This is a genomic window from Pseudomonas sp. SA233 (genome assembly GCF_054792385.1).
In genome coordinates, this window is sequence record NZ_CP096449.1 from 854,423 (window position 1) to 879,179 (window position 24,757).

The 24,757-nt window shown below is 61.1% G+C and carries 23 protein-coding genes and 1 tRNA gene; 7 read left to right on the top strand and 17 right to left on the bottom strand.

The window, feature by feature from the left end; genetic code table 11:
• Positions 1-79: 79 nt before the first annotated feature.
• The 12 genes from M1D87_RS03945 to M1D87_RS04000 form a co-directional block, all read right to left on the bottom strand.
• Positions 80-673, bottom strand: a complete 594-nt coding sequence (locus M1D87_RS03945) for a 50S ribosomal protein L25/general stress protein Ctc (RefSeq protein ID WP_013970896.1) — start codon at positions 671-673, stop codon at positions 80-82.
• Positions 674-794: 121 nt separating this feature from the next.
• Positions 795-1,736 carry a ribose-phosphate pyrophosphokinase gene (locus tag M1D87_RS03950; RefSeq protein WP_003247410.1) on the bottom strand — a complete coding sequence of 314 codons (942 nt, stop codon included), beginning with the start codon at positions 1,734-1,736 and terminating at the stop codon, positions 795-797.
• Positions 1,737-1,783: 47 nt separating this feature from the next.
• A tRNA-Gln gene (locus M1D87_RS03955) sits at positions 1,784-1,858 on the bottom strand.
• Between the two features lie 20 nt (positions 1,859-1,878).
• The gene (ispE, locus tag M1D87_RS03960) at positions 1,879-2,739 is read right to left on the bottom strand and encodes a 4-(cytidine 5'-diphospho)-2-C-methyl-D-erythritol kinase (RefSeq protein WP_013970897.1); all 861 of its coding nucleotides are present in this window, start codon (positions 2,737-2,739) and stop codon (positions 1,879-1,881) included.
• A 3-nt stretch (positions 2,740-2,742) separates the two neighbouring features.
• Positions 2,743-3,360 carry a lipoprotein insertase outer membrane protein LolB gene (lolB, locus tag M1D87_RS03965; protein WP_013970898.1) on the bottom strand — a complete coding sequence of 206 codons (618 nt, stop codon included), beginning with the start codon at positions 3,358-3,360 and terminating at the stop codon, positions 2,743-2,745.
• Positions 3,361-3,364: 4 nt separating this feature from the next.
• On the bottom strand, positions 3,365-5,086 hold the full coding sequence (locus M1D87_RS03970; RefSeq protein WP_039615456.1) for a tetratricopeptide repeat protein: 1,722 nt from the start codon (positions 5,084-5,086) through the stop codon (positions 3,365-3,367).
• Positions 5,087-5,274: 188 nt separating this feature from the next.
• Entirely contained in the window at positions 5,275-6,000 is a 726-nt protein-coding gene (locus tag M1D87_RS03975) for a phosphocholine cytidylyltransferase family protein (RefSeq protein ID WP_061303366.1), read from the bottom strand.
• On the bottom strand, positions 5,997-6,599 hold the full coding sequence (locus tag M1D87_RS03980) for a type 1 glutamine amidotransferase (protein WP_024086258.1): 603 nt from the start codon (positions 6,597-6,599) through the stop codon (positions 5,997-5,999). Before M1D87_RS03980 ends, M1D87_RS03975 begins: the two co-directional genes overlap by 4 nt.
• A complete protein-coding gene (locus M1D87_RS03985) occupies positions 6,596-8,956 on the bottom strand; it encodes a PEP/pyruvate-binding domain-containing protein (RefSeq protein WP_123085649.1) in 2,361 nt (786 codons plus the stop codon). Before M1D87_RS03985 ends, M1D87_RS03980 begins: the two co-directional genes overlap by 4 nt.
• Before the next feature lie 69 nt (positions 8,957-9,025).
• Positions 9,026-10,336, bottom strand: a complete 1,311-nt coding sequence (locus M1D87_RS03990; protein ID WP_123085650.1) for an ATP-grasp domain-containing protein — start codon at positions 10,334-10,336, stop codon at positions 9,026-9,028.
• Positions 10,337-10,348: 12 nt separating this feature from the next.
• The gene (locus M1D87_RS03995) at positions 10,349-10,966 is read right to left on the bottom strand and encodes a CDP-alcohol phosphatidyltransferase family protein (RefSeq protein WP_123085651.1); all 618 of its coding nucleotides are present in this window, start codon (positions 10,964-10,966) and stop codon (positions 10,349-10,351) included.
• Between the two features lie 23 nt (positions 10,967-10,989).
• On the bottom strand, positions 10,990-12,183 hold the full coding sequence (locus tag M1D87_RS04000; RefSeq protein WP_259677130.1) for an MFS transporter: 1,194 nt from the start codon (positions 12,181-12,183) through the stop codon (positions 10,990-10,992).
• An 806-nt stretch (positions 12,184-12,989) separates the two neighbouring features.
• Here M1D87_RS04000 and hemA point away from each other — a divergent pair.
• The 6 genes from hemA (at position 12,990) to M1D87_RS04030 (ending at position 18,334) form a co-directional block, all read left to right on the top strand.
• Entirely contained in the window at positions 12,990-14,267 is a 1,278-nt protein-coding gene (gene hemA / locus M1D87_RS04005; RefSeq protein WP_015268942.1) for a glutamyl-tRNA reductase, read from the top strand.
• Positions 14,264-15,346, top strand: coding sequence for a peptide chain release factor 1 (gene prfA, locus M1D87_RS04010; protein ID WP_013970909.1), 1,083 nt, complete (start codon positions 14,264-14,266; stop codon positions 15,344-15,346). Before hemA ends, prfA begins: the two co-directional genes overlap by 4 nt.
• Positions 15,346-16,176 carry a peptide chain release factor N(5)-glutamine methyltransferase gene (gene prmC / locus M1D87_RS04015; RefSeq protein WP_182329795.1) on the top strand — a complete coding sequence of 277 codons (831 nt, stop codon included), beginning with the start codon at positions 15,346-15,348 and terminating at the stop codon, positions 16,174-16,176. Before prfA ends, prmC begins: the two co-directional genes overlap by 1 nt.
• Entirely contained in the window at positions 16,170-16,925 is a 756-nt protein-coding gene (locus M1D87_RS04020) for a molybdopterin-synthase adenylyltransferase MoeB (RefSeq protein ID WP_123085653.1), read from the top strand. Before prmC ends, M1D87_RS04020 begins: the two co-directional genes overlap by 7 nt.
• Positions 16,918-17,715 (top strand): glutamate racemase, encoded by a 798-nt coding sequence (gene murI / locus M1D87_RS04025; protein WP_123085654.1) that lies wholly within the window; start codon positions 16,918-16,920, stop codon positions 17,713-17,715. The genes M1D87_RS04020 and murI overlap by 8 nt, the downstream gene beginning before the upstream one ends.
• 100 nt (positions 17,716-17,815) lie before the next feature.
• Complete coding sequence (locus M1D87_RS04030; protein ID WP_039613794.1) at positions 17,816-18,334, top strand: acyloxyacyl hydrolase; 519 nt, start codon at positions 17,816-17,818, stop codon at positions 18,332-18,334.
• A 240-nt stretch (positions 18,335-18,574) separates the two neighbouring features.
• Here M1D87_RS04030 and M1D87_RS04035 read toward each other — a convergent pair whose 3' ends face one another.
• The 5 genes from M1D87_RS04035 to M1D87_RS04055 form a co-directional block, all read right to left on the bottom strand.
• The gene (locus tag M1D87_RS04035; protein ID WP_123085655.1) at positions 18,575-19,285 is read right to left on the bottom strand and encodes an SDR family NAD(P)-dependent oxidoreductase; all 711 of its coding nucleotides are present in this window, start codon (positions 19,283-19,285) and stop codon (positions 18,575-18,577) included.
• Positions 19,282-20,724 (bottom strand): deoxyribodipyrimidine photo-lyase, encoded by a 1,443-nt coding sequence (phrB, locus tag M1D87_RS04040; protein ID WP_061551996.1) that lies wholly within the window; start codon positions 20,722-20,724, stop codon positions 19,282-19,284. The genes M1D87_RS04035 and phrB overlap by 4 nt, the downstream gene beginning before the upstream one ends.
• Positions 20,715-21,614, bottom strand: coding sequence for a MerR family transcriptional regulator (locus M1D87_RS04045; protein WP_123085656.1), 900 nt, complete (start codon positions 21,612-21,614; stop codon positions 20,715-20,717). Before M1D87_RS04045 ends, phrB begins: the two co-directional genes overlap by 10 nt.
• The gene (locus M1D87_RS04050) at positions 21,604-22,572 is read right to left on the bottom strand and encodes a YbgA family protein (RefSeq protein ID WP_038408696.1); all 969 of its coding nucleotides are present in this window, start codon (positions 22,570-22,572) and stop codon (positions 21,604-21,606) included. The genes M1D87_RS04045 and M1D87_RS04050 overlap by 11 nt, the downstream gene beginning before the upstream one ends.
• 100 nt (positions 22,573-22,672) lie before the next feature.
• The gene (locus M1D87_RS04055) at positions 22,673-23,659 is read right to left on the bottom strand and encodes an NAD(P)/FAD-dependent oxidoreductase (RefSeq protein ID WP_123085657.1); all 987 of its coding nucleotides are present in this window, start codon (positions 23,657-23,659) and stop codon (positions 22,673-22,675) included.
• A gap of 187 nt (positions 23,660-23,846) precedes the next feature.
• On the opposite strand from M1D87_RS04055, the gene M1D87_RS04060 reads away from it, so the two are divergent.
• Positions 23,847-24,752, top strand: coding sequence for a TIGR01777 family oxidoreductase (locus M1D87_RS04060; protein ID WP_123085658.1), 906 nt, complete (start codon positions 23,847-23,849; stop codon positions 24,750-24,752).
• Positions 24,753-24,757 lie beyond the last annotated feature (5 nt).

Here is a 24,757-nt window from a genome sequence, read left to right on the forward strand (position 1 = left end):
GTCAGGGGCTCTTCCTTGGAGTTGGTGGGTTACAGGGCGCGCGGCACTGTAACCCGATCAACGCCGGCGCGCGAGTGGATTACTCGGCAGCGCCTTCTGCTTCTGGAGCAACGCGTGGAGCGTGAACGTTGGCAACAGCTTTGTCATCACCGTGGGCCAGAGCTACGAACTCTACGCCTTTCGGAGCTTTCAGGTCCGACAGGTGGATGATGGTGCCGATTTCAGCGTTGGCCAGGTCGACTTCGATGAACTCAGGCAGGTCTTTGGCTTCGCAGGAAACTTCGATCTCGGCTTCTACGTGGGAGATCTCGCCGCCTTTCTTGACCGGGGCTTCTTCATTGATGAAGTGAACCGGTACCTTGGCGGTCAGTTTCTGGCCAGCAACGACGCGAACGAAGTCGGCGTGCATGATGAAGCCTTTGGCCGGGTGGCGCTGCAGAGCCTTGACCACGACGTTTTGCTTGGCGCCGTCGACGTTCAGTTCCAGAACGTGGCTGAAGGCAGCCTCGTTTTCGAACAGCTTGGTGATTTCCTTGGCCAGGATGGTCAGGGACTGAGCGTCCTGGTTACCACCGTAGACAACGGCTGGGATGTTCGCGGAGTGACGCAGGCGGCGGCTCGCACCTTTCCCCAGGTCAGTACGCGCTTGGGCGTTCAGAGTGAATTCGGTCATTTTGTTTCTCCAAAGTAGCCCCCCGAGGGCGTTTGCGACCAGCGCCAACGGGGATGGCAAAAAAGCCCCGCCCCAACAACCAGTGTTGGGGCGGGGCGCTTTTCGTCAGCGTGTGTTCCGCTTAGCGGAACATCGCGCTGATCGATTCTTCGTTGCTGATGCGGCGGACCGCTTCAGCGACAACCGGTGCGATATCCAGCTGGCGGATACGGTCACAGGCTTGAGCAGCGGCGGACAGCGGAACGGTGTTGGTCACCACCAGCTCGTCCAGTACCGACTTCTCGATGTTCTCGATCGCGCGGCCCGACAGGACAGGGTGCGTGCAGTAGGCGTAAACCTTGGCAGCGCCGTGTTCTTTCAGGGCTTTGGCCGCGTGGCACAGGGTGCCGGCGGTGTCGACCATGTCGTCTACCAGGATGCAGGTGCGCCCTTCGACGTCGCCGATGATGTGCATGACCTCGGAGTGGTTAGCCTTCTCGCGGCGTTTGTCGATGATACCCAGGTCGACGCCCAGGGACTTGGCGACGGCACGTGCGCGCACGACACCACCGATGTCCGGGGAGACGATCATCAGGTTCTCGAAACGCTGGTCCTCGATATCGTCGACCAGTACGGGCGAGCCGTAGATGTTGTCGACCGGGATATCGAAGAAACCCTGGATCTGGTCAGCGTGCAGGTCGACGGTGAGTACACGGTCAATACCTACGACAGTGAGCATGTCAGCGACGACTTTGGCGCTGATGGCTACACGTGCCGAACGCGGACGGCGGTCCTGGCGGGCGTATCCGAAGTAAGGAATCACGGCGGTGATTCGGGATGCTGAGGAGCGGCGGAAGGCGTCGGCCATCACTACCAGTTCCATCAGGTTATCGTTGGTCGGGGCACAGGTCGGCTGAATAATGAAGACGTCTTTACCGCGGACATTCTCATTGATCTCAGTGCTGATCTCGCCGTCGGAGAACTTACCGACAGAAACGTCACCGAGAGGGATATGCAGCTGACGTACGACACGCCGAGCCAGATCGGGGTTGGCGTTCCCCGTAAAGACCATCATCTTGGACACGCGCAGTACCTGAAGGCTGAGGGTAACCTGGATGAGTATAAGGAAAATGGCAGGGGCGGCTGGATTCGAACCAACGCATGGCAGGATCAAAACCTGCTGCCTTACCGCTTGGCGACGCCCCTGTATCTGTTGCTGCGAACGCTTATGCGCTCGACTTCTTGACCAGACTTTGCAGCTTGCGATGCAACATCGAAACGTTGCTTCCTTTCGCCACAAACCCTGTTTGGGTCGCTGAAAGAAGGGCCAGAACTTTATCAGCTTCGGCTTTGCTTGGGAAGGCCCCAAACACACAACTTCCAGTACCGGTCAGTCGAGCCTCAGTGAATTTACCCAGTGAATTCAACGCATTGCGAACTTCCGGGTAACTCTGCTCTACCACCGGTTGGCAGTCATTTCGACTGTTTCCCTCGGGAACGGGGCGCATCTTAAGGGGGAGCGAATCACGTGTCAACTGTGGATGTGAAAAAATTTCTACTGTGCTGACAGACACTTGCGGCACAAGCACGACATACCACGGCTCTTCCGGGTCGACCGGGGTCAATTGTTCACCCACGCCCTGGGCGAATGCCGCGTGGCCGCGCACGAATACCGGTACGTCGGCGCCCAGGCTCAGGCCTAGTGCGGCCAGGCGGTCTTCGTCCCAGTCCAGTTGCCACAGGTGGGCGAGGGCCAACAGGGTAGTGGCGGCATCCGAGCTGCCACCGCCGATGCCGCCGCCCATGGGCAGCACCTTGGTCAGCCAGATATCGGCGCCCAACGTCGTGCCGGATTGTTCCTGCAGCTTGCGCGCAGCACGCACGATCAGGTTGCTGTCATGCGGCACTGCTTCGATCTCGGTGTGCAGGCGGATCACGCCGTCGTCACGCACGGCAAAGCTCAGTTCGTCGCCGTGATCGAGAAACTGGAACACGGTTTCCAGCTCGTGATAGCCGTCCGCACGGCGGCCGATGATGTGCAGCCACAGGTTGAGCTTGGCCGGAGCGGGCAGGGTGAGGGTCTGCATGTATCAGTGCCCCAGCTGGCGGGGCTGCCAGTCCTTGACCACCAGTGTCACGTCGAGGTCCTTGCCGTGCAGCTTCATACGCTCGGGCAGCCAGTAGCCGTTCTGTTCCGTGTAGCTCAGGTATTGCACCTGCCAGCCGTCCTGGTCGAGGCTGGCCAGGCGGCTGTCGCCGTCCAGGGTCAGCTTGCTCTTGCTGTCGGGGGCCGGCAGGCCGCGGACCCACCAGACCAGGTGTGAGACCGGCAACTGCCAGCCCAGTTGTTCTTCCAGCAGGGCTTCGGGGCTGAGGGCCTCGTAGCGGCCCTGGTTGGCCACTTCCAGTACCACGCCGCCGGGGCGGCCGGTCAGGCGAGCGGCGCCACGGCCCAGCGGGCCGGCCAGGCGAATGTCGTAGTAGTCCTGGCGTTGCAGCCAGAACAGCGTGCCGCTGCCGGAGTCGCGCGGGGCACGGATGCCGACCTTGCCGTTGATCTGCCAGCCATCGAGGCTGCTCAGTTGCTCTTTATGGGCGCGCCACTGTTGCGGGTCGCCGTGGCCCTGCAGGGCCTCGCGGCTACCGAAGCCGGCACAGCCGGCCAGCAGGGCGATAAGGGTGAAGGTAATGCAATGGCGCAGGAACATGGCGTTAGAGAGTCTCGGATCCGGTCAGGCGCAGGATGGTCTTGCGCAGGATGGGGCTGTCGGCCTGGGCTTCGAAGCCCTTGGCCCAGACCTGGCGGGCTTCGCGGCGCTTGCCGTTGGCCCATAGCACTTCGCCCAGGTGGGCGGCCACTTCGTGGTCTGGGAAGCTGGCAAAAGCCTTGCGCAGGTAGGTTTCAGCCTCGTCGAGGTTGCCCAGGCGGTAATTGACCCAACCCAGGCTGTCGAGCACCGCCGGGTCATCCGGGGTCAGCTGATGGGCCTTGTCGATCAGCGCCTTGGCTTCGCTGTAGCGGGTGGTGCGGTCGGCCAGGGTGTAGCCGAGGGCGTTCAGGGCCATGGCGTTTTCCGGCTCGCGGGCGATGATGGCGCGCAGGTCTTTTTCCATCTGCGGCAGGTCGTCACGCTTTTCGGCCAGCATGGCGCGGGTGTACAGCAGGTTGAGGTCGTCCGGGTAGCGCTGGATGGCTTGCTGCAGCACCTGGCTGGCCTGGGCGTCCTTGTTGTTGTTGCTGTAGCTTTCCGATTCGATCAGGAACAGCTGGATGGCGTAGTCCGGCTGGGCTTCGCGGGCATCGGCGAGCAGGCGTGAGGCTTCGGTACCACGGCCGTTGGCGATCAGGATGTCGGCCTGGCGCAGTTGCGCCGGCAGGTAGTCGGGGCCCGGGCCGACCAGGGCGTATTCACGCAGGGCGCCTGCAGGGTCGTGGCGCTCTTCGCGGATGCGGCCCAGGTTCAGGTGCGCGGCGTCGACGTTGCTGTCGCGTTCGATCAGCTCCTGCAGGTAGCCCTCGGCTTCATCCCAGTCCTTGTTTTCCAGGCACACCAGCGCCAGCGAATAGCGCAGCTCGTCGTCCTCGGGGTATTGCTGGACCAGGCTGAGGAACTCGCCCTTGGCATCGGCGATGCGGTCCTGTTCGACCAGGGTGCGCGCGTAGGTCAGGCGCAGGCGCTTGTCGTCCGGGTTGTCGCGAATCGCCCCGCGCAGCAGTGGCAGGGCCTCCGGGCCGCGGTCCAGGGCTTGCAGCAGGCGCGCGCGCAGCAGGACCGGGGCGACTTCGCCGTTTTGCGGCGGGTGTGACTCGAGCAACTCCAAGGCTTCTTCGGCCTTGCCGTCCTGGTTCAGCAGCAGGGCCTTGCCGAACACCAGCTGGCTGTTGTCCGGGTACTTCACCAGCAGGCGTTCGAAGCTTTGCAGCAAGCCGTCGCGGGTGCTCTGGTCGGTTTCGGCTGCGGACAGGGCGAGGAAATCGAAATGGGTGTCGCCTTGGCCCTGCAGGACCTTTTCCATGTAAGTCATGGAGTCGTCATAGCGGCCGGCGCGGGCCAGCTGGATGGCGGCGGCGCGCTGGGCGTCGAGGTTCTGCGGGTCGTTGCGGGCCCATACCAGGGCGTTGTCCAGTGCCGGTTCGTCGGCGCCGAGGTATTCGGCAATGCGGTAGGCGCGCTCGGAAACCCCGGGGTCCTGGGTTTTCGCGGCCTGGTCGGTGTAGTTGGCCAGGGCGATGTCGAAGCGGTTGCGCTGGCCGGCCAGTTCGGCCACCAGCAGGCTGTAGAGCGTGTCCTGCTTGAACGAGCCATACACCACGGGTTTTTCCGCCTCGCTCTTGCCGGCCTCGGCGACGGGGGGCTCGGCCTTTTGCGGGGCCAGGCTCTGGCAGCCCTGGAGCAGGGCGAAGGCAAGCAGCAATGCGTATGGTTTGTTCATAGAAGGCTTTAAAAAGGACTCACCGGCGGTCGGAGCATGATGACACAAGCGCGGTGGCAAACCCACCTGCGAAGGTCGCGGTTTACAGCCTGGCTGGTGCTGAGTGGGACAGCGGGGTGGGGGAGAGGTTCGAAGGGGCTCCTGACGCAATGACCCAGCCCCTGCCTGCACCGACAATTTTGTCGAGATCACAGGTCAGGATAGATCCGCTCGTATAGTGCCACGTCGCTGGGGCAGTCAATTTCTCCCCAGGGAGCGTGCGTCGCCACGCCGGCGACTGGAAAACCTTCGCTGACTAGTGCCCCTAAAAGCGATGTCATGTCAGTCTGGTCGCGTGCCTGAGGCGTGAGCCCTTGCAATTGCCTTTTCAACGCCTGCCAACCCGCTGGCGTGACTTTGAACAAGCCTATGTACTGGCCCTGAATGACCTCAAGACGGGTAGCGGTCTGTCCAATAGCGCTCACCAATCCATCGACTAAGCGGAAGTTCTCCAGGTCTGGTAGCGGATCGTTGAAGCGTTGCTGCCAGAGACGCACTGCAGCGGGATCGTAGCCCAGGACAATATCGGCTGGATGGTTAATTAGCTCGGATACTAGGGTGCTGTCGTAGAAGATGTCACCGTAGCTAACAAGGCAAGGCTCTGCGCTCAACCAACCGCTGGCGCAATTTAGAGAGCTGAAAATACCGGAGCTGTGCCAGCGGTGGTTGTGAAACAAAGTGTCGGCGAATGGTGCAAGCATTTCGCTTCGATAGCCTGCAACGATGCCAACCTCGCTGACATCGCATCGACGGAGCGTTTCAATCGCGCGCTGTAGCAGTGGCACACCATTAAAGGGTACCAAGGCCTTGGGGCGTTCATCGGTCAGGGCTTGTAAGCGACTCCCGCGACCTGCAGCAAGAATAATGGCTTTCATGAAAAAGCTCCAAAGGCATGTCGCACGCGTTGAATATCCAATGGATCGGCAGGTAGTTCTCGCTCGGGGTGCCACATGATCCCGGTATGACGACGGTGGTCGTCATACACAGCCTCGATCACGCCGTCGTCGGCCAGGGCTAGTACGCGGTAGCCGTCGGGCGCCTCCCGAAAGCCGTATTCATGATAGGAATTCACTCGCCGCCGTTGTTCTTGCATGTTGATCATGTGTTCGCCTACATGGCCGGCCAAACGTTCCAAAGTGCCGCCAGCTCGCGTCAACATTACCTGCATGCCGCGGCATACACCGAGCACCGGAAGCCGTAGATTTTCCGCAAGATCAAGCAAGACCCTCTCAGTGGCGTCGCGTGTGTCGGCTGTCCCACTCAGGGCCTGGCAGCTCCCTCCACCAGTAAGCAAGAGGCCCTGAGGGCGCAATGATTGGACTAGCGCCATGCTGACTCTCGGATCGTTTGGAAGGTACAGCGGGGTCAGCCCACATTGGTCTAAGAATTCAACCCAGCGCTGGTCGAGCGCGTCCCGCCATTCCTGGCGTTCGGCGTTGAACTGCCTGAGCATGGTCATCCCAACCAAAATCATGCCAGCACCTGTATACGCCGCTCGGCGCAGTCGAGCAGCAGGCTTGTCGCCGCCAATAGGGTTTTGAATCGAGTATCGCCCACGCCGATAGCTGCGGGAATGGCGAACTCTCGGGCTCGGATCGACATATGCGAGTTCTCGCCTCCGTAGGCGGTGATGAAACCAGCAATGTGGTGGGTAAAAATCCAATCAAAACCCGGATCAGCGTTTTCGATTAAGACAATGCAACCCTCTATGTCCGGTGCCAATTGCCCTGGAAGCACTTGGGCCACCCGCGCGTGAGTGGCACGTCGAGTGATGAAGTTGGGATTGCACCAGTGCACTCGATGGCCGAATAGATCTTGCGGCTGACAGATGATGCTTGGCGTACGGACTAACTGCGTTTCATACCAGCGGCTGCGGTTGTGGGCAATCGCTTGGTGCAAACGTTTGCGATCGATGTCGGCATAAACGCTGGTAAATTCGGTGATTTGCGCAAAGCTGAGTTGGTCGCGGTCAAAACCATGTACCTCACCCCAATCGCATAGTGAGCGCAAAACATCCGAAACAAACGCTGCGTAGAGGTATTTGAGCTTCTCGCGCGATGCAATAGCGGCCTGAGCAAATTGTAGAAACTGCTCGGCGGAAACGTTAAGACCGCACTGGTCAAAAGCTTGCTGAATGGCGTTGACCTGGGCCCGAGATACAGTTAGCCCGTTCATAGATTTTGGGGGCCGCTGTAATGGGCGCTGCCAGTCAAAATAACGCTCCGGAATCTCGTCGTAGCGTGCCACACGTATATCGTAGGTACCCGGCCGGACATGACCGTGCAGCTTTAGGAAATCGTCCTTATGCAACGTCTGGAAATCGCTGGCCATCTCGCGACCGATACTATTGACCCCTCCGGTCACATGATCGATGAAACCGGCAGATACTACCCCCGCTGTTTCCAGCGATTTAATTATTGCGGTACCTATGAACGCTGCACGGGCAGCGCCAGCGAATATTTCAGCGACCACGTTGGCCGCCGATAGGCCATTCCTCATACGTTGCAAGGACTCGCGCCGAGGTTCCCCCGCCATTAAACTCTGCACCTTGTCAGTAATACTCGGTAGGCGTGTCAGGTCGGAGAAGAACGGGCCGCTGGGGGAGATAATGTGCTCGGTCAACTGGCGTAGCTCGTTCAAGTAGCATTCGTGCTGCTCGGTACTAAGAGTCCGGAGCGCCGGCAGCGCGGCAGCGGCACCGGGGCTAGTAAGCTCTGGCGTGAAGCAAGTAGGAATGATCGCGAACTCGATCTTGTCATGCAGATGAGGATGCATGGCCAAGTAGTCGCCGCACTGTTCGACTACGCGCTCGGCAACATCTTGAGGTACCGAGGCAGGGATGAATGACTCGATGCTGTGGGCAATGCAGATGTAAGGAGAGCCACCCACCTGGTACATCAGCGGTTTGCGCCGCAGATCCCGGTAGCCGTATCGGAACCTGGCAGAGGCCCAATTAAGGTCAGTGATCAGCTCCTTATATAGCGAGTAGGCTAGCGCCCGCGGCTTGGTACCGATCATTTCCGCCGGGTTCCAGTCCGGCATAAGGCCAAGGAAGGCGGTCGACGTAGGACGCGGATGGCGTTGCTTGCAGATCAGCTCTTCGAGCTGAGAGGCCTCGTGCTCCAAAACTTTGCGTAGTTGGACGTCGGCAAGTGCGCTGGCATTACGGGGCCCATCCGCGGTCATGGGACGCACTTGGAATAGCAGAGGGCCATCGACAGTGATCGCGAACTCTATGTCCAAGGCATCGTGCCCGGTTAGAACTTGTACCTCTTCGAGCAACGAAAACAGCCCTGGTAATTCCGCAGGCTCGCTTGCCGCCTCGCTGCCAAGGGAGACGAAAGCGTGCACAGTCTCGTTGCCGGCAGTGACACCGTCGGTGCTGGCACCTAGTACATAGTCAACTACGTAATATGGCAAACCCGTCTCTGGATCACGGGTCATCGCCACTCCGCTGGCCAATACACCTCTCGCCATCTGCTGCACCAGCACCTCATCGCGCTCGCGAGCTAGGCCGTAGGAGGCGATCACCGTCTTGATGGCTTCGCCGAGTGCCTGGCCGCCACACACATCTAGAATTGACGCGTACATCCCTGCACCGGAATGGCCGTCGCGGTCTTCGGCTAGACAGCTGGATCTTACAATCAGCGGCTCATCGCCAAAGAACGCCTGACAGTGCGAGATCACTGCCTGCCAGTCCTCCCGCCACTGTGCCACGGTGAATCGATGAAGGGGCAACACTTGCCCGGTGCTCAGAAGTGGTGCCAGTTGCTGCAGGGTATCGGCCTTGCCGGAAAAAGCGAACACGGGAGAAGGATTTACCGAGTGCATTATGTCTTCCCTAATCAGTCCAATCAGTCCAATCAGTCCTTCGCAGGAGGCTGTCAGTTTGTGTCAGGTTTAAGCCAACTCGGCGCCGGTATAAGTCGCGAGTTCAAGGCCGTAAAGTGAGGACAGCTCGCGCAGGAAGCGATTGCCCTTTTTCGCCGCAGCGTAGGGGCAGTCGTCCTCAACGATGACGTGGCCAATTGTGCCGATGTTGCCGCTATAGACGTTTACCGCCTGGCCAGGCGCAACGTGGGCGGTGCAAAACCGAATGTTGTACTTGTCCAGTAATGGCTGTAGGGAGTCGGGGGCGTAGTCGTTGGCGATATGACCGCCATTGCGGGAGGCGACAGTTACGACGCTACCTGCGCGCTGAAGCACTGAGTCGTCAATTAGAATGGGCTCGCCTAGGTGCAGACGGACTAGCAGTTCGAACGGGTCGATGCCGGTCAGCATCCGGTACATCTGCGGCGCTACGCTACCCATCATGCGTGCGTTGATCTCCACTAGACAGGGCCCTTTGGCATCGCGCAACAGTTCAACATGATAAAGGCCAACATCCAGCCCCAGAGCGCTGAACACTGCCTGCACATATGCTTTGATCTCATCGCGCTGTGCTGCGTCAAGGCCTGACGGCATGGTCGCGGTCATTTCTAATATTTCGCTATGGTCGGCGCGGAAACGGATGGTGGTCGCAAAGCAGGAGACCTTGGCGTCTTGGACGATGACTTCCGCTGAATGCAATGTACCGTTGATGTATTGCTCGACCAGATAGTCGCGGCTTACCAAGTGGTCGATCATAGGATCAGCACCCTTGCGACTCTGGCGCAGCTCGGCGAGAAAGGCGTCAACGTCGGCCTGGCTATGGCAAATGGCGGAAAACTGCTTGGCGAATCCTCGGGTCGGCTTGACAACGAATGGCAGCGACAAGCTCGGAACGACCCCGTTGATCAGCTGCTCCTCGCTCAGTACTTCAAAATCAGGAGAGCGTAGTCCGTGTGCCCGCAGCGTTTCGCGCAATCGACTCTTGTATACCGCCCCGCACAAAGCTTCGTACCTCGGGTATAGGGTGCCGATACGCTGGGCCTCACGCGCCACCGGTACTATGGCTGCTTCAGAGGTAGAGATGAGGGCGTCAATAGGACGCTCTGCGTGCAGGTTGGCCAACAACTGGCTGAGTTCACCATCCTCCAGATTATCGATACGCAAATAAGTATCCACATATCGCAGGTAAGGTTCGAGACGGGAGGTGTCGTCATTGATCGAGATCGTCAGGAACGAGGCGTCGCGCTGATGAATGAAGGTGACATGGCAGCCAAGCCGTTTGGCTGCCTCAAAAGCCAGCAGGCCGCTTACGGTGCTGTCGACGAAAACCACGTGTTTCATTGGAACCTCGGATTACCAGGGATGAAAGTAAATAGTGCTGAGCCCGAACAGCATTGCGAAGCAAGCGACCGTCGAAGGTGCGCCATACTTGGGAATTCTCAAGCTGGTGACCTGGAGGATGCCGACCAGGGTGACCAGGCCGACGATCACACCGGCACCGTAATGCCCGGCCGATAGCCCCATCAGCGCCAGCGCAAAGACAAATCCTGAATATGTGGTGGGTAGCCCCTGATATCCCTCGCCAGCCGATGTGCTGGGCATGCCAAACAGCGATAGCCGCAAAATGGCCGTGAAAACCAGAGTTGCTGCGGCCAGCGTGGCCGAAAGAGACTGGTCGAGGATTAGGATGACAAGGGCTGGCGTGATGCTGAAATTGAGCAAGTCGGCAAAACTGTCTAGATGCTTGCCGAAGGCCCGTTGCGCGTTGTTCGCCGCCAGGTAGCGTCGGGCGATGTGGCCGTCAAGGAAATCGAGCATCGCGGCCAGGCAAATCACCGTTGCCGCCAGAATGAACCGTCTTTGCAACGCAAAATAAACAGTACCGAAGGCCAAACCGATATTGAACATTGTTAATATGTTCGCCAAATCCAAAAGGCGGACGAACGGAAATACACGCGCTAATGTGGGCATATTGTTCTCCTTGAAGAAACTATTTAGACAGGTTGTTTTCCCTTGATCGCAACTGTCTTTCGAAGGGCGTTGATTGCGACGAAATAGAAAGCAACGAAGATAACGCTCGTGCTGAACAGGCCTGCATACTTAACCAGAATTGAACCGACGAAGATGGTAACTATCATGCCTAAGTACACCCCAGCATACTGGACAGATGCCATCAACGGCATGGCACTGGCAGGTGTGCTCCTAACAAGATCGGCTTGCAACTTGAAAAATGTCAGTTCGAAAAAGAATATGTAGAAAAAATACGCGATGTAACTGGACTGAATATCATGGCCGAACGCTGCGAGCATCATGAACAGGCCGCTGACTACAGCCATCGGCATAGGTAGCGGTCGCAAATTACACTTGCCCAAACGATAGAACAGTACTGCGCCCACCAAAGCTGCCACACTATTGACGGCCTGCAACAAACCGACATACGCCTCTCCCAGACCCAGCACATGTGCCGGTAACAGCACCCTGGACACATTGAAGAAGCCCTGAAAAAGGCTGACGAAGACGATGAACTGATAGAGGCTGAGGCGTAGCGCGGGATACTCCTGCAAAAGTGAACCAAGAGCAGTCAATAATTTTGGTGCGACCTGCACGGTGATCGGAGGCTTTGTTGGCGCAGGTAGTAGATAGGCCGCCAAAACCGCGATCGAAAAAAGACTGACAGTAATGAGCAGGGCTAACCCAGGCGTCATGTTGGCTTTGAACAGTACCAGACTGATGCCTGCCAGGCCGCCGGCAATGAATTGTGCGGTGAGTGTCAGAGGCACTGAGCTGGCGATTTGCGCACTCGGGAAATAACACTTGATGGCAACAATACGCCCTACCCGTTGCAGCGCATCCAGGGCGCCAATGACTACCGCGCCTAACACGGCGACTTCCACATGATGTGGCAGGATCTTGTAGGTGACCGCCGCGCAGCCCAGCGACAGCAAGTTGGAACTCCACAGTAGGGTGCGTGGCGCTAGATAGTCAGCCAGACGGTAGATAGGAACGACAAGAATTACCGGCAGAACCATTGGCGCAAACAGCACCACTTGGGAAAGTATTAGGCTGGCAGTATTAGCATATATATAGTAGGAGAGATAAATATAACTCAGCGTAGAGGCCGAAATGGCACACAAGTTAACGCCCCAAAGGAGCGCTGAGTGCCTACGAGATGCTGCAAGTTCTTCCATTGCTCGCGCCTATTATATGGCTTCCTGCCATGCATGAAGCATACCCTGCATAGGAAATCGTTTTTAAGATAGGTTAAACAAGAATTTAAAAAATGCTTGTTTTGGGTGCGTCACCAAGTAAATGTGCATCATTGCAGTCCGTCAACATCTTTACTAATCCTCACCAACATAGCTTCTAGTCATCAGCAAAATTAGTAGATAGAAATAAACCGACTGACTGATAAAGCCATGCTATCCCACTCGTATCGCTGTCTCGGTGAGGAATATTGATGTAGCGGCGTCAAGACTAGGTGCGGAAGGAGGATAGGGCAACAGCTGGGCATGTATTTGGGAAATGGACTACAAGACTGTGGATAAGTCTTGTGGACATATGTCAGAAGTCTTCTTGACTCGGTCGGCGTAGTTGGCTAGGGCGATGTCGAGCCGATGACTCTGGCTTTTGCTGTGACTGTTGCTTCTAGGCGCGTGGTAGATCAGGTGCTGCAGATTGCGACTTCAGGAGGCCGAGCGTAGGGCTTGCTCCCGGGAGGACTGCGCTGCAGGCCTCATCTTGGGGGCCAGCGCTTGACGGGCATCCATGCCCGTCACCTCCATGCGCAAGGCCTGCGTTCGGCCTCCTGAAGTCGCGAAGATGAAGATCAGGATCAGAAGCCAGATCAAAAGCCTGCAAGACCTGAAAACACCGCTAGGGCAGGCTACGAAAAGGCGATAGCCGCACGACTATCAGCGCAATAGCGAACGGTGGTTGTCCAAAAACCTGCGAAAGAGGACAATTATCGGCTTCCCGTCACAACCAGCGACCTTGCATGGCCTTTCTTGCACTTGGTATCAACCATAAGACTGCCTCGGTAGACGTACGCGAGCGCGTGGCGTTTACCCCAGAGCAGCTGGTAGACGCCCTGCAGCAGCTCTGCCGACTGACATCCAGCCGCGAAGCGGCGATTCTGTCGACCTGCAACCGTAGCGAGCTCTATATCGAGCAGGACCACCTGTCCGCCGATGTCGTGCTGCAATGGCTCGCCGACTACCACCGCCTCAGCCTGGACGAGCTGCGCGCCAGCGCCTACGTGCACGAAGAGCACGAGGCGGTAAAGCACATGATGCGGGTGGCCTCCGGCCTGGACTCGCTGGTGCTCGGCGAACCGCAGATCCTCGGCCAGATGAAGTCCGCCTACGCCGTGGCGCGTGAGGCCGGCACCGTCGGCCCGCTGCTCGGGCGCCTGTTCCAGGCCACTTTCAGTGCCGCCAAGCAGGTGCGCACCGACACCGCCATCGGCGAAAACCCGGTGTCGGTGGCGTTTGCCGCGGTCAGCCTGGCCAAGCAGATCTTCAGCGACCTGGGCCGCAGCCAGGCCCTGCTGATCGGCGCCGGCGAAACCATCACCCTGGTCGCCCGCCACCTGCATGAGCAGGGCGTGCGCCGCATCGTCGTTGCCAACCGTACCCTTGAGCGGGCCAGCATCCTGGCCGAGCAGTTCGGTGCGCACGCCGTTCTGCTGGCCGACATCCCCCAGGAACTGGCCAACAGCGACATCGTCATCAGCTCCACCGCCAGCCAGTTGCCGATCCTTGGCAAGGGTGCGGTCGAGAGCGCGCTGAAGCAGCGCCGGCACAAGCCGATTTTCATGGTCGACATTGCCGTACCGCGCGATATCGAAACCGAAGTCGGCGAACTGGATGACGTCTACCTGTACACTGTCGATGACCTGCACGACGTTGTGGCAGAAAACCTCAAAAGTCGCCAGGGCGCGGCCCAGGCCGCCGAAGAGCTGGTGTCGGTGGGGGCCGAAGACTTCATGCTGCGCCTGCGCGAGCTGGCCGCGGTGGATGTGCTCAAGGCCTATCGCCAGCAATGCGAGCGCCTGCGCGACGAAGAACTGCAAAAGGCCCAGCGGCTGCTGGCCAACGGCGGCAACCCCGAAGACGTACTGGCCCAACTGGCCCGGGGGCTGACCAACAAACTCCTGCACGCGCCCAGCGTGCAATTGAAAAGGCTCTCGGCCGAGGGCCGCCTCGATGCGCTGGCCATGGCCCAGGAACTCTTTGCCCTCAACGAGGGCTCGACGGACAAATCCCCGCAATGAAAGCGTCGCTGCTGAACAAACTGGAAATCCTCCAGGACCGCTTCGAAGAACTCACCGCTCTGCTTGGTGATGCCGAGGTCATTTCCGACCAGACGCGCTTTCGCGCCTATTCCCGTGAGTACGCCGAAGTCGAGCCGGTCTACGCTGCTTATAAAGAGTGGCGCAAAGTCCAGGACGACCTCGAAGGTGCCCAGGCGCTGCTCAAGGACAGTGACCCGGACCTGCGCGAAATGGCCGTGGAAGAAGTGCGTGAAGCCAAGGAACAACTGCTGACGCTGGAGTCGCAGCTGCAACGCATGCTGTTGCCCAAGGACCCCAACGATGGCCGTAACGTGTTCCTCGAAATCCGTGCCGGCACCGGTGGCGACGAGGCGGCGATCTTCTCCGGCGACCTGTTCCGCATGTATTCACGCTACGCCGAAAAGCGTGGCTGGCGCCTGGAAATCCTCTCCGAGAACGAAGGCGAGCACGGCGGCTACAAGGAAATCATCGCCCGCGTCGAAGGCGAGAGCGTGTACGGCAAGCTCAAGTTCGAGTCTGGCGCGCACCGGGTGCAGCGCGTGCCCGAGACCGAATCCCAGGGCCGTATCCACACCTCCGCGTGCACCGTGGCAGTACTGCCCGAGCCGGACGAGCAGGCGGCTATCGAGATCAACCCGGCCGACCTGCGGGTTGATACCTATCGCGCATCCGGTGCCGGCGGCCAGCACGTCAACAAGACCGACTCGGCGATCCGTATCACCCACTTGCCCACCGGTATCGTGGTCGAGTGCCAGGAAGAGCGCTCGCAGCACAAGAACCGTGCCCGCGCCATGTCCTGGCTGTCGGCCAAGCTCAACGACATGCAGACCAGCGCCGCGCAGAACGCCATCGCCACCGAGCGCAAGCTGCTGGTCGGCTCGGGTGACCGTTCCGAGCGCATCCGTACGTACAATTATCCACAGGGGCGGGTGACCGACCACCGTATCAACCTGACCCTGTACTCGCTGGACGATATCCTCGCCGGCGGGGTGGAGGCGGTGATCGAACCGCTGCTGGCCGAATACCAGGCCGATCAACTGGCCGCTCTGGGGGACTGATGACCATCATCGCCAGCCTGCTGCGCAACGCGCAGTTGCCAGAGTCGCCTACCGAGCGGCTGGATGCCGAGTTGCTGTTGGCCGCGGCCATCGGCAAATCGCGCAGCTACCTGCACACCTGGCCCGAGCGAATCGTCAGCAGCGAAGATGCCGAGACCTATGCTGGCTACCTGCAGCGCCGCCGTGGCGGCGAACCGGTCGCCTACATTCTCGGGCTGCAGGGCTTCTGGAAGATCGACCTGGAAGTGGCACCGCATACCCTGATCCCGCGGCCGGATACCGAGCTGCTGGTCGAAGCTGCCCTTGAACTGCAACCCGCCACGCCGGCCAAGGTCCTTGACCTGGGCACCGGCACCGGCGCGATTGCCTTGGCCCTGGCCAGCGATCGCCCGGCCTGGCAGGTAACCGCAGTGGACCGGGTGGAGGAGGCCGTCGCCCTGGCCGAGCGCAACCGCCAGCGCCTGGGCCTGGCGAACGCCCAGGTACGGCTCAGCCATTGGTTCGACAGCCTGGCCGGCGAGCGTTTCGACCTGATTGTCAGCAACCCGCCCTACATCGCTGCCGCAGACCCGCATTTGGTCGCCGGTGATGTACGCTTCGAGCCCAGCAGTGCGCTGGTGGCCGGTGCCGATGGCCTGGACGACCTGCGCGTGATCGCTGCCCAGGCCCCCGCGCACCTGGTACCGGGTGGCTGGTTGCTGCTGGAGCACGGCTACGATCAGGCAGCGGCGGTGCGCGCCTTGCTGGCTGAACAAGGCTTCATCGAGGTCGCCAGCCGCACGGACCTGGGCGGCCATGAACGCATTACCCTGGGGCGCCTGCCATGCTGAGTGATCAGGAACTGCTGCGTTACAGCCGGCAGGTTTTGCTGGCCCAGATCGACATCGACGGCCAGTTGCGGCTCAAGCAGAGCAAGGCGCTGATCGTCGGGCTCGGCGGCCTTGGCTCGCCCGTCGCCTTGTACCTGGCCGCCGCCGGGGTCGGTGAGCTGCACCTGGCGGACTTTGACACCGTCGACCTGACCAACCTGCAACGCCAGGTGATCCACGACAGTGCGAGCGTGGGCATGAGCAAGGTCGATTCGGCCCTGCAGCGCCTGCAGGCAATCAACCCGGAAATCAACCTGGTTGCCCATCGCCAGGCTCTGGACGAGGACTCGCTGGCGGCCGCTGTGGCAGCGGTCGACCTGGTGCTGGACTGCTCTGACAATTTCGGTACCCGTGAGGCGGTCAACGCTGCCTGTGTCGCGGCTGGCAAGCCGCTGGTCAGCGGTGCGGCGATCCGCCTGGAAGGGCAGTTGTCGGTATTCGATCCGCGGCGTGACTACAGCCCTTGCTACCACTGCCTGTATGGCCATGGCAGCGAAGCCGAACTGACCTGCAGCGAAGCCGGCGTGATCGGTCCGCTGGTGGGCCTGGTAGGCAGCCTGCAGGCGCTGGAGGCGATGAAGTTGCTGGCCGGGTTCGGCGAGCCGCTGGTCGGCCGCCTGCTGCTGATCGATGCTCTCGGCACTCGTATCCGCGAATTGCGGGTCAAGCGCGACCCTGCCTGTGCGGTCTGCGGCAAGCGCGATGGCTGAGCGATCGGCGCCGGTCGGCGTGATGGACTCCGGGGTTGGCGGCTTGTCGGTACTCGCCGAGATCCAGCGCCTGCTGCCCAACGAGACGCTGCTGTACGTGGGCGATTGCGGCCACATACCCTACGGCGAGAAGTCGCCGGACTATATCCGTGAGCGTCTCCGGCGCATTGCTGCGTTCTTCCATGAACAGGGCGCCAAGGCCATGGTACTGGCCTGCAATACCGCCACGGTGGCGGCGGTGGCCGACCTGCGCGAGTTGTACCCGAACTGGCCGCTGGTGGGCATGGAGCCGGCGGTGAAGCCCGCTGCCGCCGCCACGCGCTCGGGCGTGGTCGGTGTGCTGGCCACTACCGGTACCCTGCAGAGTGCCAAGTTCGCTGCCTTGCTCGATCGTTTTGCCAATGACGTACAGGTCATCACCCAACCTTGCCCGGGCCTGGTCGAGCTGATCGAGACCGGTGACCTGGCCAGCCCGGCGCTGCGCCAGTTGCTGCAAGGTTATGTGCAGCCGTTGCTGGCCGCTGGCTGTGACACGTTGATTCTCGGTTGCACCCATTACCCCTTCCTGCGCCCGTTGCTGGCCGGCATGGTGCCAGCCGACGTTGCCATCATCGACACCGGTGCCGCAGTGGCGCGCCAACTGCAGCGGCTGCTGGGCGCGGATGACCTGTTGGCCGATGGGCCGGCCAGGGATACCCGCTTCTGGACCAGTGCCGATCCGCAATCTCTCAGAAAGATCCTGCCTTTGCTGTGGCATAAGTCGGACGGTGTGGAAAGCTTTTCATTGTGAAAAAAACGTGAAAGAAGCTGAACTATCGTACCGCTGCCGTTTTCTACCGCCTTGCCTGAAATGAGGCGGATATCAATAACAGCAAAGAAGGATGTTGCTCATGAAGAAGCTGCTCGGCTTGGCGGCGGCTGCCGTCTTCACCCTGGGGCACTCACTGTCGGCGCAGGCTGCCGACGTTTCGTTTTCGGTGGGGCAGACCGGTGACTCGACCATGGTCTACCGGTTGGGGCTGCAATCGAATTGGGAAGCGAGTTGGTGGCAGACCAGCGTCGGGCGCCTGACGGGGTATTGGGATGGGGCCTACACCTATTGGGATGGTGACGAGACCGCGAGCAACCATAGCCTGTCGTTCGCGCCGGTGTTCGTCTACGAGTTTGCCGGGGAGTCGGTGAAGCCTTATATAGAGGCTGGGATTGGCGTGGCGGCATTCTCCAGCACCGAGCTGGAAGACAACGAGCTGGGCTCGGCATTCCAGTTCGAGGACCGCATCGGCTTTGGATTGCGCTTTGCCGGTGGGCATGAGATTGGCGTGCGGGCGATTCACTATTCCAACGCGGGCATCAAGCAGCCCAACGATGGGGTGGAGAGCTATAGCCTGCATTACCGCATGGCGCTCTGAGCTCTCCTTCCGCGGGGGCTCGCATTGCCTGAGATCTACGAGGTACCTGGGGAGCAACTGTCTTGCCCCATTACTCAGGCTACCTCATTACCCGGTAGGAGCAGCCTTGTGCTGCGAAGGGGGCGGCAGGGCAGCAGATGTTCTTCTGCAGTTATGGTCTCTACGCAGCACAAGGCTGCTCCTACAGGCCTTGCGCATGGCTTCAAGTCGATGTGGTCTAGGTGGAGGCCGGTACGGTCACTACATCGATTGCTTGTGTGACAAAGGCCACAGGCCATTGAGATCCAAGACCTCCAGCACAAGCTCGGGCTCCCTCTGCGGCCACCGCCGCAGCAGTTCTTCTGCCGCATCCTGCGGCGTCCATGCCTCCGGTAGCGCCTGCGCCGGTGTCACGGGGTTCTTCAGCGACTGCGGCCCCACCACGGTCAGCTCAACCCCCTGCGCCTCCAACGCCTGACGCTGCTCGCGCATCCACTGCGGCATGTTGTTCCAGCCCGCAGGCACCTGCGTCGGTGCATGCAACTGCAGCGCCGAATAACGGTTGAACACCGCCATCACCTGCGGCGAGTCACCCTTCGCCAACAACGGCAGCGCACTGGCCAGGCAATGCTCGCCGGCCAACTGGTTGTCCGTGACGATCGCCTCGAACAACTCGCTGTCCGCCACATCGTCCGCCAGGTAATCGCTGGTACCGGCGTTGATGATCAAGCCATCCAGCGCGCACCAGGCATGGCAGATCTGCTGGCTGGCCTGGGCCGCCTGATGTTCTTCGTGCAACTGCCACGGCAAACGCAACAGCTGGCTGCCATAGCGTGCACCCAAGGCATCCAGTGCCTCGCCATGCTTCGCGCTTGCAGCTACCCGGTGTCCTTGCCCGAGCAGCTCCTCCACTAAAGCCAGGCCAAGTCCATTGCCTGCTCCCGTCACCCAGATACTGCGTGCGTTGTTCAAGATGCTGCCCTCTGATCCTGCCGGCGCGGGAGGTTCTTGAATGCCTCCAGTGCGCGCTGACGACTGCTGTCGAGATCGACAATTGGACTGTGGTAGGAATATCTAGCAAAAAGATCGGCCGACTTCACGGGGAAATGAATGGCTTTTTCATCCACCCCCTGCAATTCCGGCAGCCAGTGCCGAATGAAACGCCCTTGCGGGTCGAATCGCTGCGACTGTGAAACCGGGTTGAAGATGCGGAAATAGGGCACTGCGTCGGTGCCAGTGGACGCGCTCCACTGCCAGCCGCCGTTGTTGGCGGCCAGGTCGCCGTCTATCAAGTGGCGCATGAAATGCCGCTCGCCCTTGCGCCAGTCGATCAGCAGGTTCTTGCTGAGGAACATGGCCACGATCATGCGCAGGCGGTTGTGCATCCACCCGGTGTGCAACAGTTGGCGCATGGCGGCGTCGATGATCGGGAAGCCGGTTCGGCCCTGTTCCCATGCTTCGAGGTCGGCCGGTGCATCGCGCCAGGGCAGGGCTTCGGTCTGGGCGCGGAAGGCACGGTGACGCGAGACCTGTGGATAACCGGTCAGGATGTGTTTGTAGAATTCGCGCCAGAGCAGCTCGTTGATCCAGGTTTGCACGCCGCTGCTGCCGCTGTCGAACTCGCCGCGGTTGCTGGCCAGGGCACCGTGCAGGCACTGGCGTGGCGAGATCACGCCGGCGGCCAGATAGGCGGAGAGCTGGCTGGTACCGGGCTTGGCAGGCAAGTCACGCAGCTGTTGGTAATCGTCGATGGTTTCATCGAGAAAACGGGTCAGCCGCGCCTGCGCTTCGGCTTCGCCGGCCGGCCAATGGTCGCGCAGTGCCTGCGCGGGTTTTTCGAAGCCGTCCACGTGCTGTGGGATCGGGTCGCTGCTGACATGCAGCGGTGCCTGGCGTTTTATCTGGCGGGCCAGGGCAGGGAGGCTGCGGTGCAGGTGCTCCAGGCAGCTCTTCTTGAACTGGCTGAATACCTGGAAGTAGTCGCCGCTGCGGGTAAGGATGGTGCCAGGGCGGAACAACAGCTGGTCGAGGTGGCTGTGGGCCTGGATGGACGACTTTTCCAGCAGCGCACGGGTGGCGTCGTCGCGACGTTGCTCGTTGATGCCGTACTCCTCGTTCCAGTGCACGCTTTGCACCTGATGTTGGCGGCAGACGTCGAGTACGGCCTGTGGCGCCTGGTCCCAGGTGTCGATCTTGCGGATCAGCAGGGGGATGTTCAAGCGCTCCAGCGACTGGCGCAGGTCGCGCAGGCTGCGCAGCCAGAAGTCGACCTTGCAGGCGGCGTCGTCGTGGGCCAGCCATTGCCCGGGGCTGACCAGCCACAGTGCGAGGGTCGGGCCGCGTTCGCTGGCGGCGGCTAGCGCGGTGTTGTCATCGATGCGCAGGTCGCTGCGCAGCCAGGTCAGGTGCATGGTGCGGTCATCTCTCCAGGCTGGCGGTCATGGGCTTGCAGCAAACGCAATGCCGCCTGCGGGGTATCGAACAGGGCAAGATTGGGCAGCCCCAGGGCGCGCAGCCGGGTTTCATGCAACGCCAGCGTCGGCCCGCCAGCCAGGGTCGGCACGGGCAGGTTGGACAGGGTACGGTGCAACGCCTTGTCATCGATGCGTGGCCCCAGGTGCAGGAGCACGGCGCGTGGCTTGAGCATGGTGGCTGCGCGTTGCAGGTGCGCGCCAGCAATGGTGTGCTCCAGCACTTCGACCGGCAGGCCGTTGCTGGTGAACAGCCAGGCGCACAACCACAAACCGGGGCTGAAAGTGTGTTCGCTGTCTTCGGCCAGCAAGATGGCAGGCCCATGCAGCAACTGGTTGTCGTGGTAGACCCTGGCGCCCAGCTTGCTTCGCAACCAGCTGTGGAAAAACACCTGTTCCAGCCGTGCGTTGAAATAGTTGCGCCAGCGCAGGTCGAGGAGGTCGAGCAGCGGCAACAGCAATTGCTCGCACAGAGTGACGGCCGGGTACAGGGCCATCGCCTGGTTGAGCTGCTGGTCGAGGGCGCGCTGCGACAGCGTGGCGATGGCCTCGATCAGTTGGAACTGCCGGGCTTGCCAGTCGCTTTTCGGCGGCGTGCTAGCCGGTTTGTCGAGCAGCTCGCGTACCTGGCCGACGGAGGCGCCGCGCTGCAGCCAGGCAAGGATCGCTTCTACTCGTTCGACCTGCTCCAGCGGATACAGGCGATGGCCCTTGGCGGTACGCTGGGGCTTGAGCAGGCCGTAGCGGCGCTCCCAGGCTCGCAGGGTGACGGGATTGACGCCCGTGCGGCGAGCCAGTTCGCCGATGGGCAACAGGATCTCAGACGGCATTGCGCAGGCCCAGGCTCTCGGGGTGCGGCTGAAGGTAGGCCTGCTGCTGCAGATACGGATCGGGATGCTTGCGCAAATGGTGCTTGAGCAGGGTCAGCGGCACTACCAGCGGCACCACGCCTTGCTGGTATTGGCCGATGATGGCCTGCAGCTCGGCTTTGTCCTGCCGTGTGAGGATATCCTTGAAGTAGCCGCTCAGATGCTGCAGCACGTTGCAATGAGTGCCGCGGCTGGCACAGCGGCGCAGAGCCTGCATCAGCTGGCTGAAGTAGCGCGGGCCGATGCTTTGCGGGTCATCGTCCTTGCTCATGCTGCCGAGCAGGCGCCCGAGGCTGCGGTAGGCCTGCGGGTTGTTGGCCATCAACAGGTACTTGTAGCGTGAGTGGAATCGCACCAGAGCGCCACGGCTCAGGCCTTCGGCCAGCAGGCGCTGCCAGTCGGCGTACGCGTACACGCGGCTGATGAAGTTCTCGCGCAGCACGGGGTCGTGCAGGCGGCCTTCTTCTTCCACCGGCAGGTCCGGCCGCCGTGCGCAGAACGCCTGCGCATACACTCCCCGCCCACCGTGGAAGGCAGGGTGGCCATTGTCTTGGTATACCTTGACCCGCTCCAGGCCACAGGAAGGCGACTTCTGCATGAAGATGTAGCCGCAGATATCATCGAGTTCCGCCGCCATTTGCTCGCCATAGCTGCGCAGCGGCCCGGTCAGGTCCATGCCGGGGTTGCGGGTGCCTACCACTTCCGGCTGCTCGGGGTCGCCGACCAGGCGGATCGGGTCGCGCGGCACGCCCAGGCCGATGGCCACCTCCGGGCACACCGGCAACCAGTCGAAATGTTCCTCGAGTTGCATACGGCACAGGTCGGAGGCCTTGTGGCCACCGTTATATCGCACGCTGTGCCCGGTCAGGCAGGCGCTGATGGCGATACGCGGCTTGCTGTGGGCGGATGAGTCGTGCATGGGCTGCCTCCAAAAACCTGTACGAGACAAAATAGTTGTACAGGTTCATTCCAGCACAGCCCGAAAGTTATGCAAACAGTTTTTTTTGTATAACCCTACATCACTCGAGATGTTCGAGCAGCCGACGCGCCGCTTCCTGGCCACTGAGCCAGGCGCCCTCGACACGGCCGGACAGGCACCAGTCGCCGCAGGCGTATAGGCCCTGGTCAGCATCGGCCAGTGCGCCCCATTCATGGTTGCTGCTCGGGCGGGCATAAAGCCAGCGGTGGGCCAAGGCAAAAGTAGGTGCTGGCACCACGCAGCCGACCAGTTCGGCGAATTCGCCCCAGAGCTGTTCGATCACTTCCTCCTTGGGCAGGTCGATGTGTTGCCGGCTCCAGTCCGAGGTGGCGTGCAGTACCCAGGTGTCGAGTTGCTCGTCACGCTCGGGCTTGCTGCGGTTGCGCGCCAGCCAGTCGAGCGGGTTGTCCTGCACGAAGCAGCCTTGCATCGGGGTGTCCAGCGGGGTCTGGAAGGCCAGGGCGACGGCCCAGGTGGGCTCCATCTGCACACCGGCGGCCACGGCGGCGAGCTTCGGGGTAGCGGCCAGCAGCGGCGTGGCCTGTGGCGCCGGCACGGCGATCACCACGCGGCTGTAGGGGCCGTGGCTGCAGCCTTCGGTGTCCTGCAGGTGCCAGTACTGCTTGCCGCGGAACACTTCGGCGATGCGGCAGCCGAAGTTGACCGTCACGTCCTTGAGCAGGCCGCGGGTGATTGCACTCATGCGCGGCACGCCCACCCAGCGCGTCTGCTCGTCGGGGGAAGGGCTGAGTTCACCACCGCGGTAGTTGTACAGCTGTGGCTTCCATTGCGCGGCCCAACCGGCGGCAACCCATTGCTGTACCTGCTCGACGAAGCGGCGGTCACGGGCCGTGAAGTATTGGGCGCCGAGGTCCAGCGCGCCAGCTTCGCTGCGCTTGCTGGCCATGCGCCCGCCACTGCCGTGGCCCTTGTCGAACAAATGCACGGATTGCCCGGCCTTCTGCAAGGCCTGGGCGGCTGACAGGCCGGCGATACCGGCCCCGATGATGGCGATAGGTACTGTCATGATGGCCTCTTCAAACCTTGCTGTAAGCAGACTACGCTGTCAGGCAAACCTGTACAATGCTCAAATGTTGTATAAGGTTATTCCGTGTTGGCAGGCAGGTTGGCCTATGTTTATCCGAGAGCGTCGGGTCAAAAAAGTGCCTTGATGTTAAAAATAGACCACCGCCGCATTCTGCGAGGACACAGCCATGCATATATTGCTGACAGGCGGCACCGGATTGATTGGCAAGCACCTGTGCCAGTACTGGCTCGGCCAGGGTCATCGCCTGACGGTGTGGAGTCGGCGGCCTGAACAGGTGCCGAAAATTTGTGGGACCGGCGTGCGTGGCATCGCCCGCTTGGAGCAACTGGAGGCGGACGATCAGCTGGACGCGGTGATCAACCTGGCCGGCGCCCCGATTGCCGACCGGCCCTGGACGGCGACCCGGCGCAACCTGCTGTGGGCCAGCCGCGTCACCCTCACCGAGCAGTTACTGGCCTGGTTGGGCAGCCGCGAACAGCGCCCGGAAGTGTTGATTTCCGGCTCGGCGGTGGGCTGGTATGGAGACGGTGGCGAACGCGAGCTGACCGAGGCTTCACCGCCGGTGCGCGAAGATTTCGCCAGCCAGCTGTGCATCGCCTGGGAAGAGACGGCGCTGCGTTCCCAAGCCCAGGGCATTCGCGTGGTGCTGGTGCGTACCGGGTTGGTTCTGGCCAGTGATGGCGGCTTTTTGTCGCGCCTGCGCCTGCCCTTCAAACTGGGGCTGGGCGGGCCTTTGGGCGACGGGCGGCAGTGGATGCCTTGGGTCCATATAGACGACCAGGTCGCCCTGATTGATTTTCTCTTGCAGCACAAGGATGCCAGCGGTCCTTATAATGCCTGCGCCCCGGAGCCGGTGCGCAACCGCGAGTTCGCCAGGCGCCTGGGCCGCGCCTTGCACCGGCCGGCGCTGCTGCCAGTGCCGGCACTGCTGCTCAAGGCAGGGCTGGGTGAGCTGTCGACCCTGCTACTCGGCGGCCAGCGCGCCCGCCCGGCACGCTTGCTGGCGGCAGGCTTCACCTTCCGCTTCAACGATTTGCAATCGGCTCTGGACAACCTGTCCAGCCGCCTCTGACATAG

Bases quoted from the DNA above. Each gene is read 5' to 3' on its own strand.
- M1D87_RS03945 (WP_013970896.1), bottom strand. From the start codon at position 673: ATGACCGAATTCACTCTGAACGCCCAAGCGCGTACTGACCTGGGGAAA.
- ispE (WP_013970897.1), bottom strand. From the start codon at position 2,739: ATGCAGACCCTCACCCTGCCCGCTCCGGCCAAGCTCAACCTGTGGCTG.
- lolB (WP_013970898.1), bottom strand. From the start codon at position 3,360: ATGTTCCTGCGCCATTGCATTACCTTCACCCTTATCGCCCTGCTGGCC.
- M1D87_RS03970 (WP_039615456.1), bottom strand. From the start codon at position 5,086: ATGAACAAACCATACGCATTGCTGCTTGCCTTCGCCCTGCTCCAGGGC.
- M1D87_RS03975 (WP_061303366.1), bottom strand. From the start codon at position 6,000: ATGAAAGCCATTATTCTTGCTGCAGGTCGCGGGAGTCGCTTACAAGCC.
- M1D87_RS03980 (WP_024086258.1), bottom strand. From the start codon at position 6,599: ATGATTTTGGTTGGGATGACCATGCTCAGGCAGTTCAACGCCGAACGC.
- M1D87_RS03985 (WP_123085649.1), bottom strand. From the start codon at position 8,956: ATGCACTCGGTAAATCCTTCTCCCGTGTTCGCTTTTTCCGGCAAGGCC.
- M1D87_RS03990 (WP_123085650.1), bottom strand. From the start codon at position 10,336: ATGAAACACGTGGTTTTCGTCGACAGCACCGTAAGCGGCCTGCTGGCT.
- M1D87_RS03995 (WP_123085651.1), bottom strand. From the start codon at position 10,966: ATGCCCACATTAGCGCGTGTATTTCCGTTCGTCCGCCTTTTGGATTTG.
- M1D87_RS04000 (WP_259677130.1), bottom strand. From the start codon at position 12,183: ATGGAAGAACTTGCAGCATCTCGTAGGCACTCAGCGCTCCTTTGGGGC.
- hemA (WP_015268942.1), top strand. From the start codon at position 12,990: ATGGCCTTTCTTGCACTTGGTATCAACCATAAGACTGCCTCGGTAGAC.
- prfA (WP_013970909.1), top strand. From the start codon at position 14,264: ATGAAAGCGTCGCTGCTGAACAAACTGGAAATCCTCCAGGACCGCTTC.
- prmC (WP_182329795.1), top strand. From the start codon at position 15,346: ATGACCATCATCGCCAGCCTGCTGCGCAACGCGCAGTTGCCAGAGTCG.
- M1D87_RS04020 (WP_123085653.1), top strand. From the start codon at position 16,170: ATGCTGAGTGATCAGGAACTGCTGCGTTACAGCCGGCAGGTTTTGCTG.
- murI (WP_123085654.1), top strand. From the start codon at position 16,918: ATGGCTGAGCGATCGGCGCCGGTCGGCGTGATGGACTCCGGGGTTGGC.
- M1D87_RS04030 (WP_039613794.1), top strand. From the start codon at position 17,816: ATGAAGAAGCTGCTCGGCTTGGCGGCGGCTGCCGTCTTCACCCTGGGG.
- phrB (WP_061551996.1), bottom strand. From the start codon at position 20,724: ATGCACCTGACCTGGCTGCGCAGCGACCTGCGCATCGATGACAACACC.
- M1D87_RS04045 (WP_123085656.1), bottom strand. From the start codon at position 21,614: ATGCCGTCTGAGATCCTGTTGCCCATCGGCGAACTGGCTCGCCGCACG.
- M1D87_RS04050 (WP_038408696.1), bottom strand. From the start codon at position 22,572: ATGCACGACTCATCCGCCCACAGCAAGCCGCGTATCGCCATCAGCGCC.
- M1D87_RS04055 (WP_123085657.1), bottom strand. From the start codon at position 23,659: ATGACAGTACCTATCGCCATCATCGGGGCCGGTATCGCCGGCCTGTCA.
- M1D87_RS04060 (WP_123085658.1), top strand. From the start codon at position 23,847: ATGCATATATTGCTGACAGGCGGCACCGGATTGATTGGCAAGCACCTG.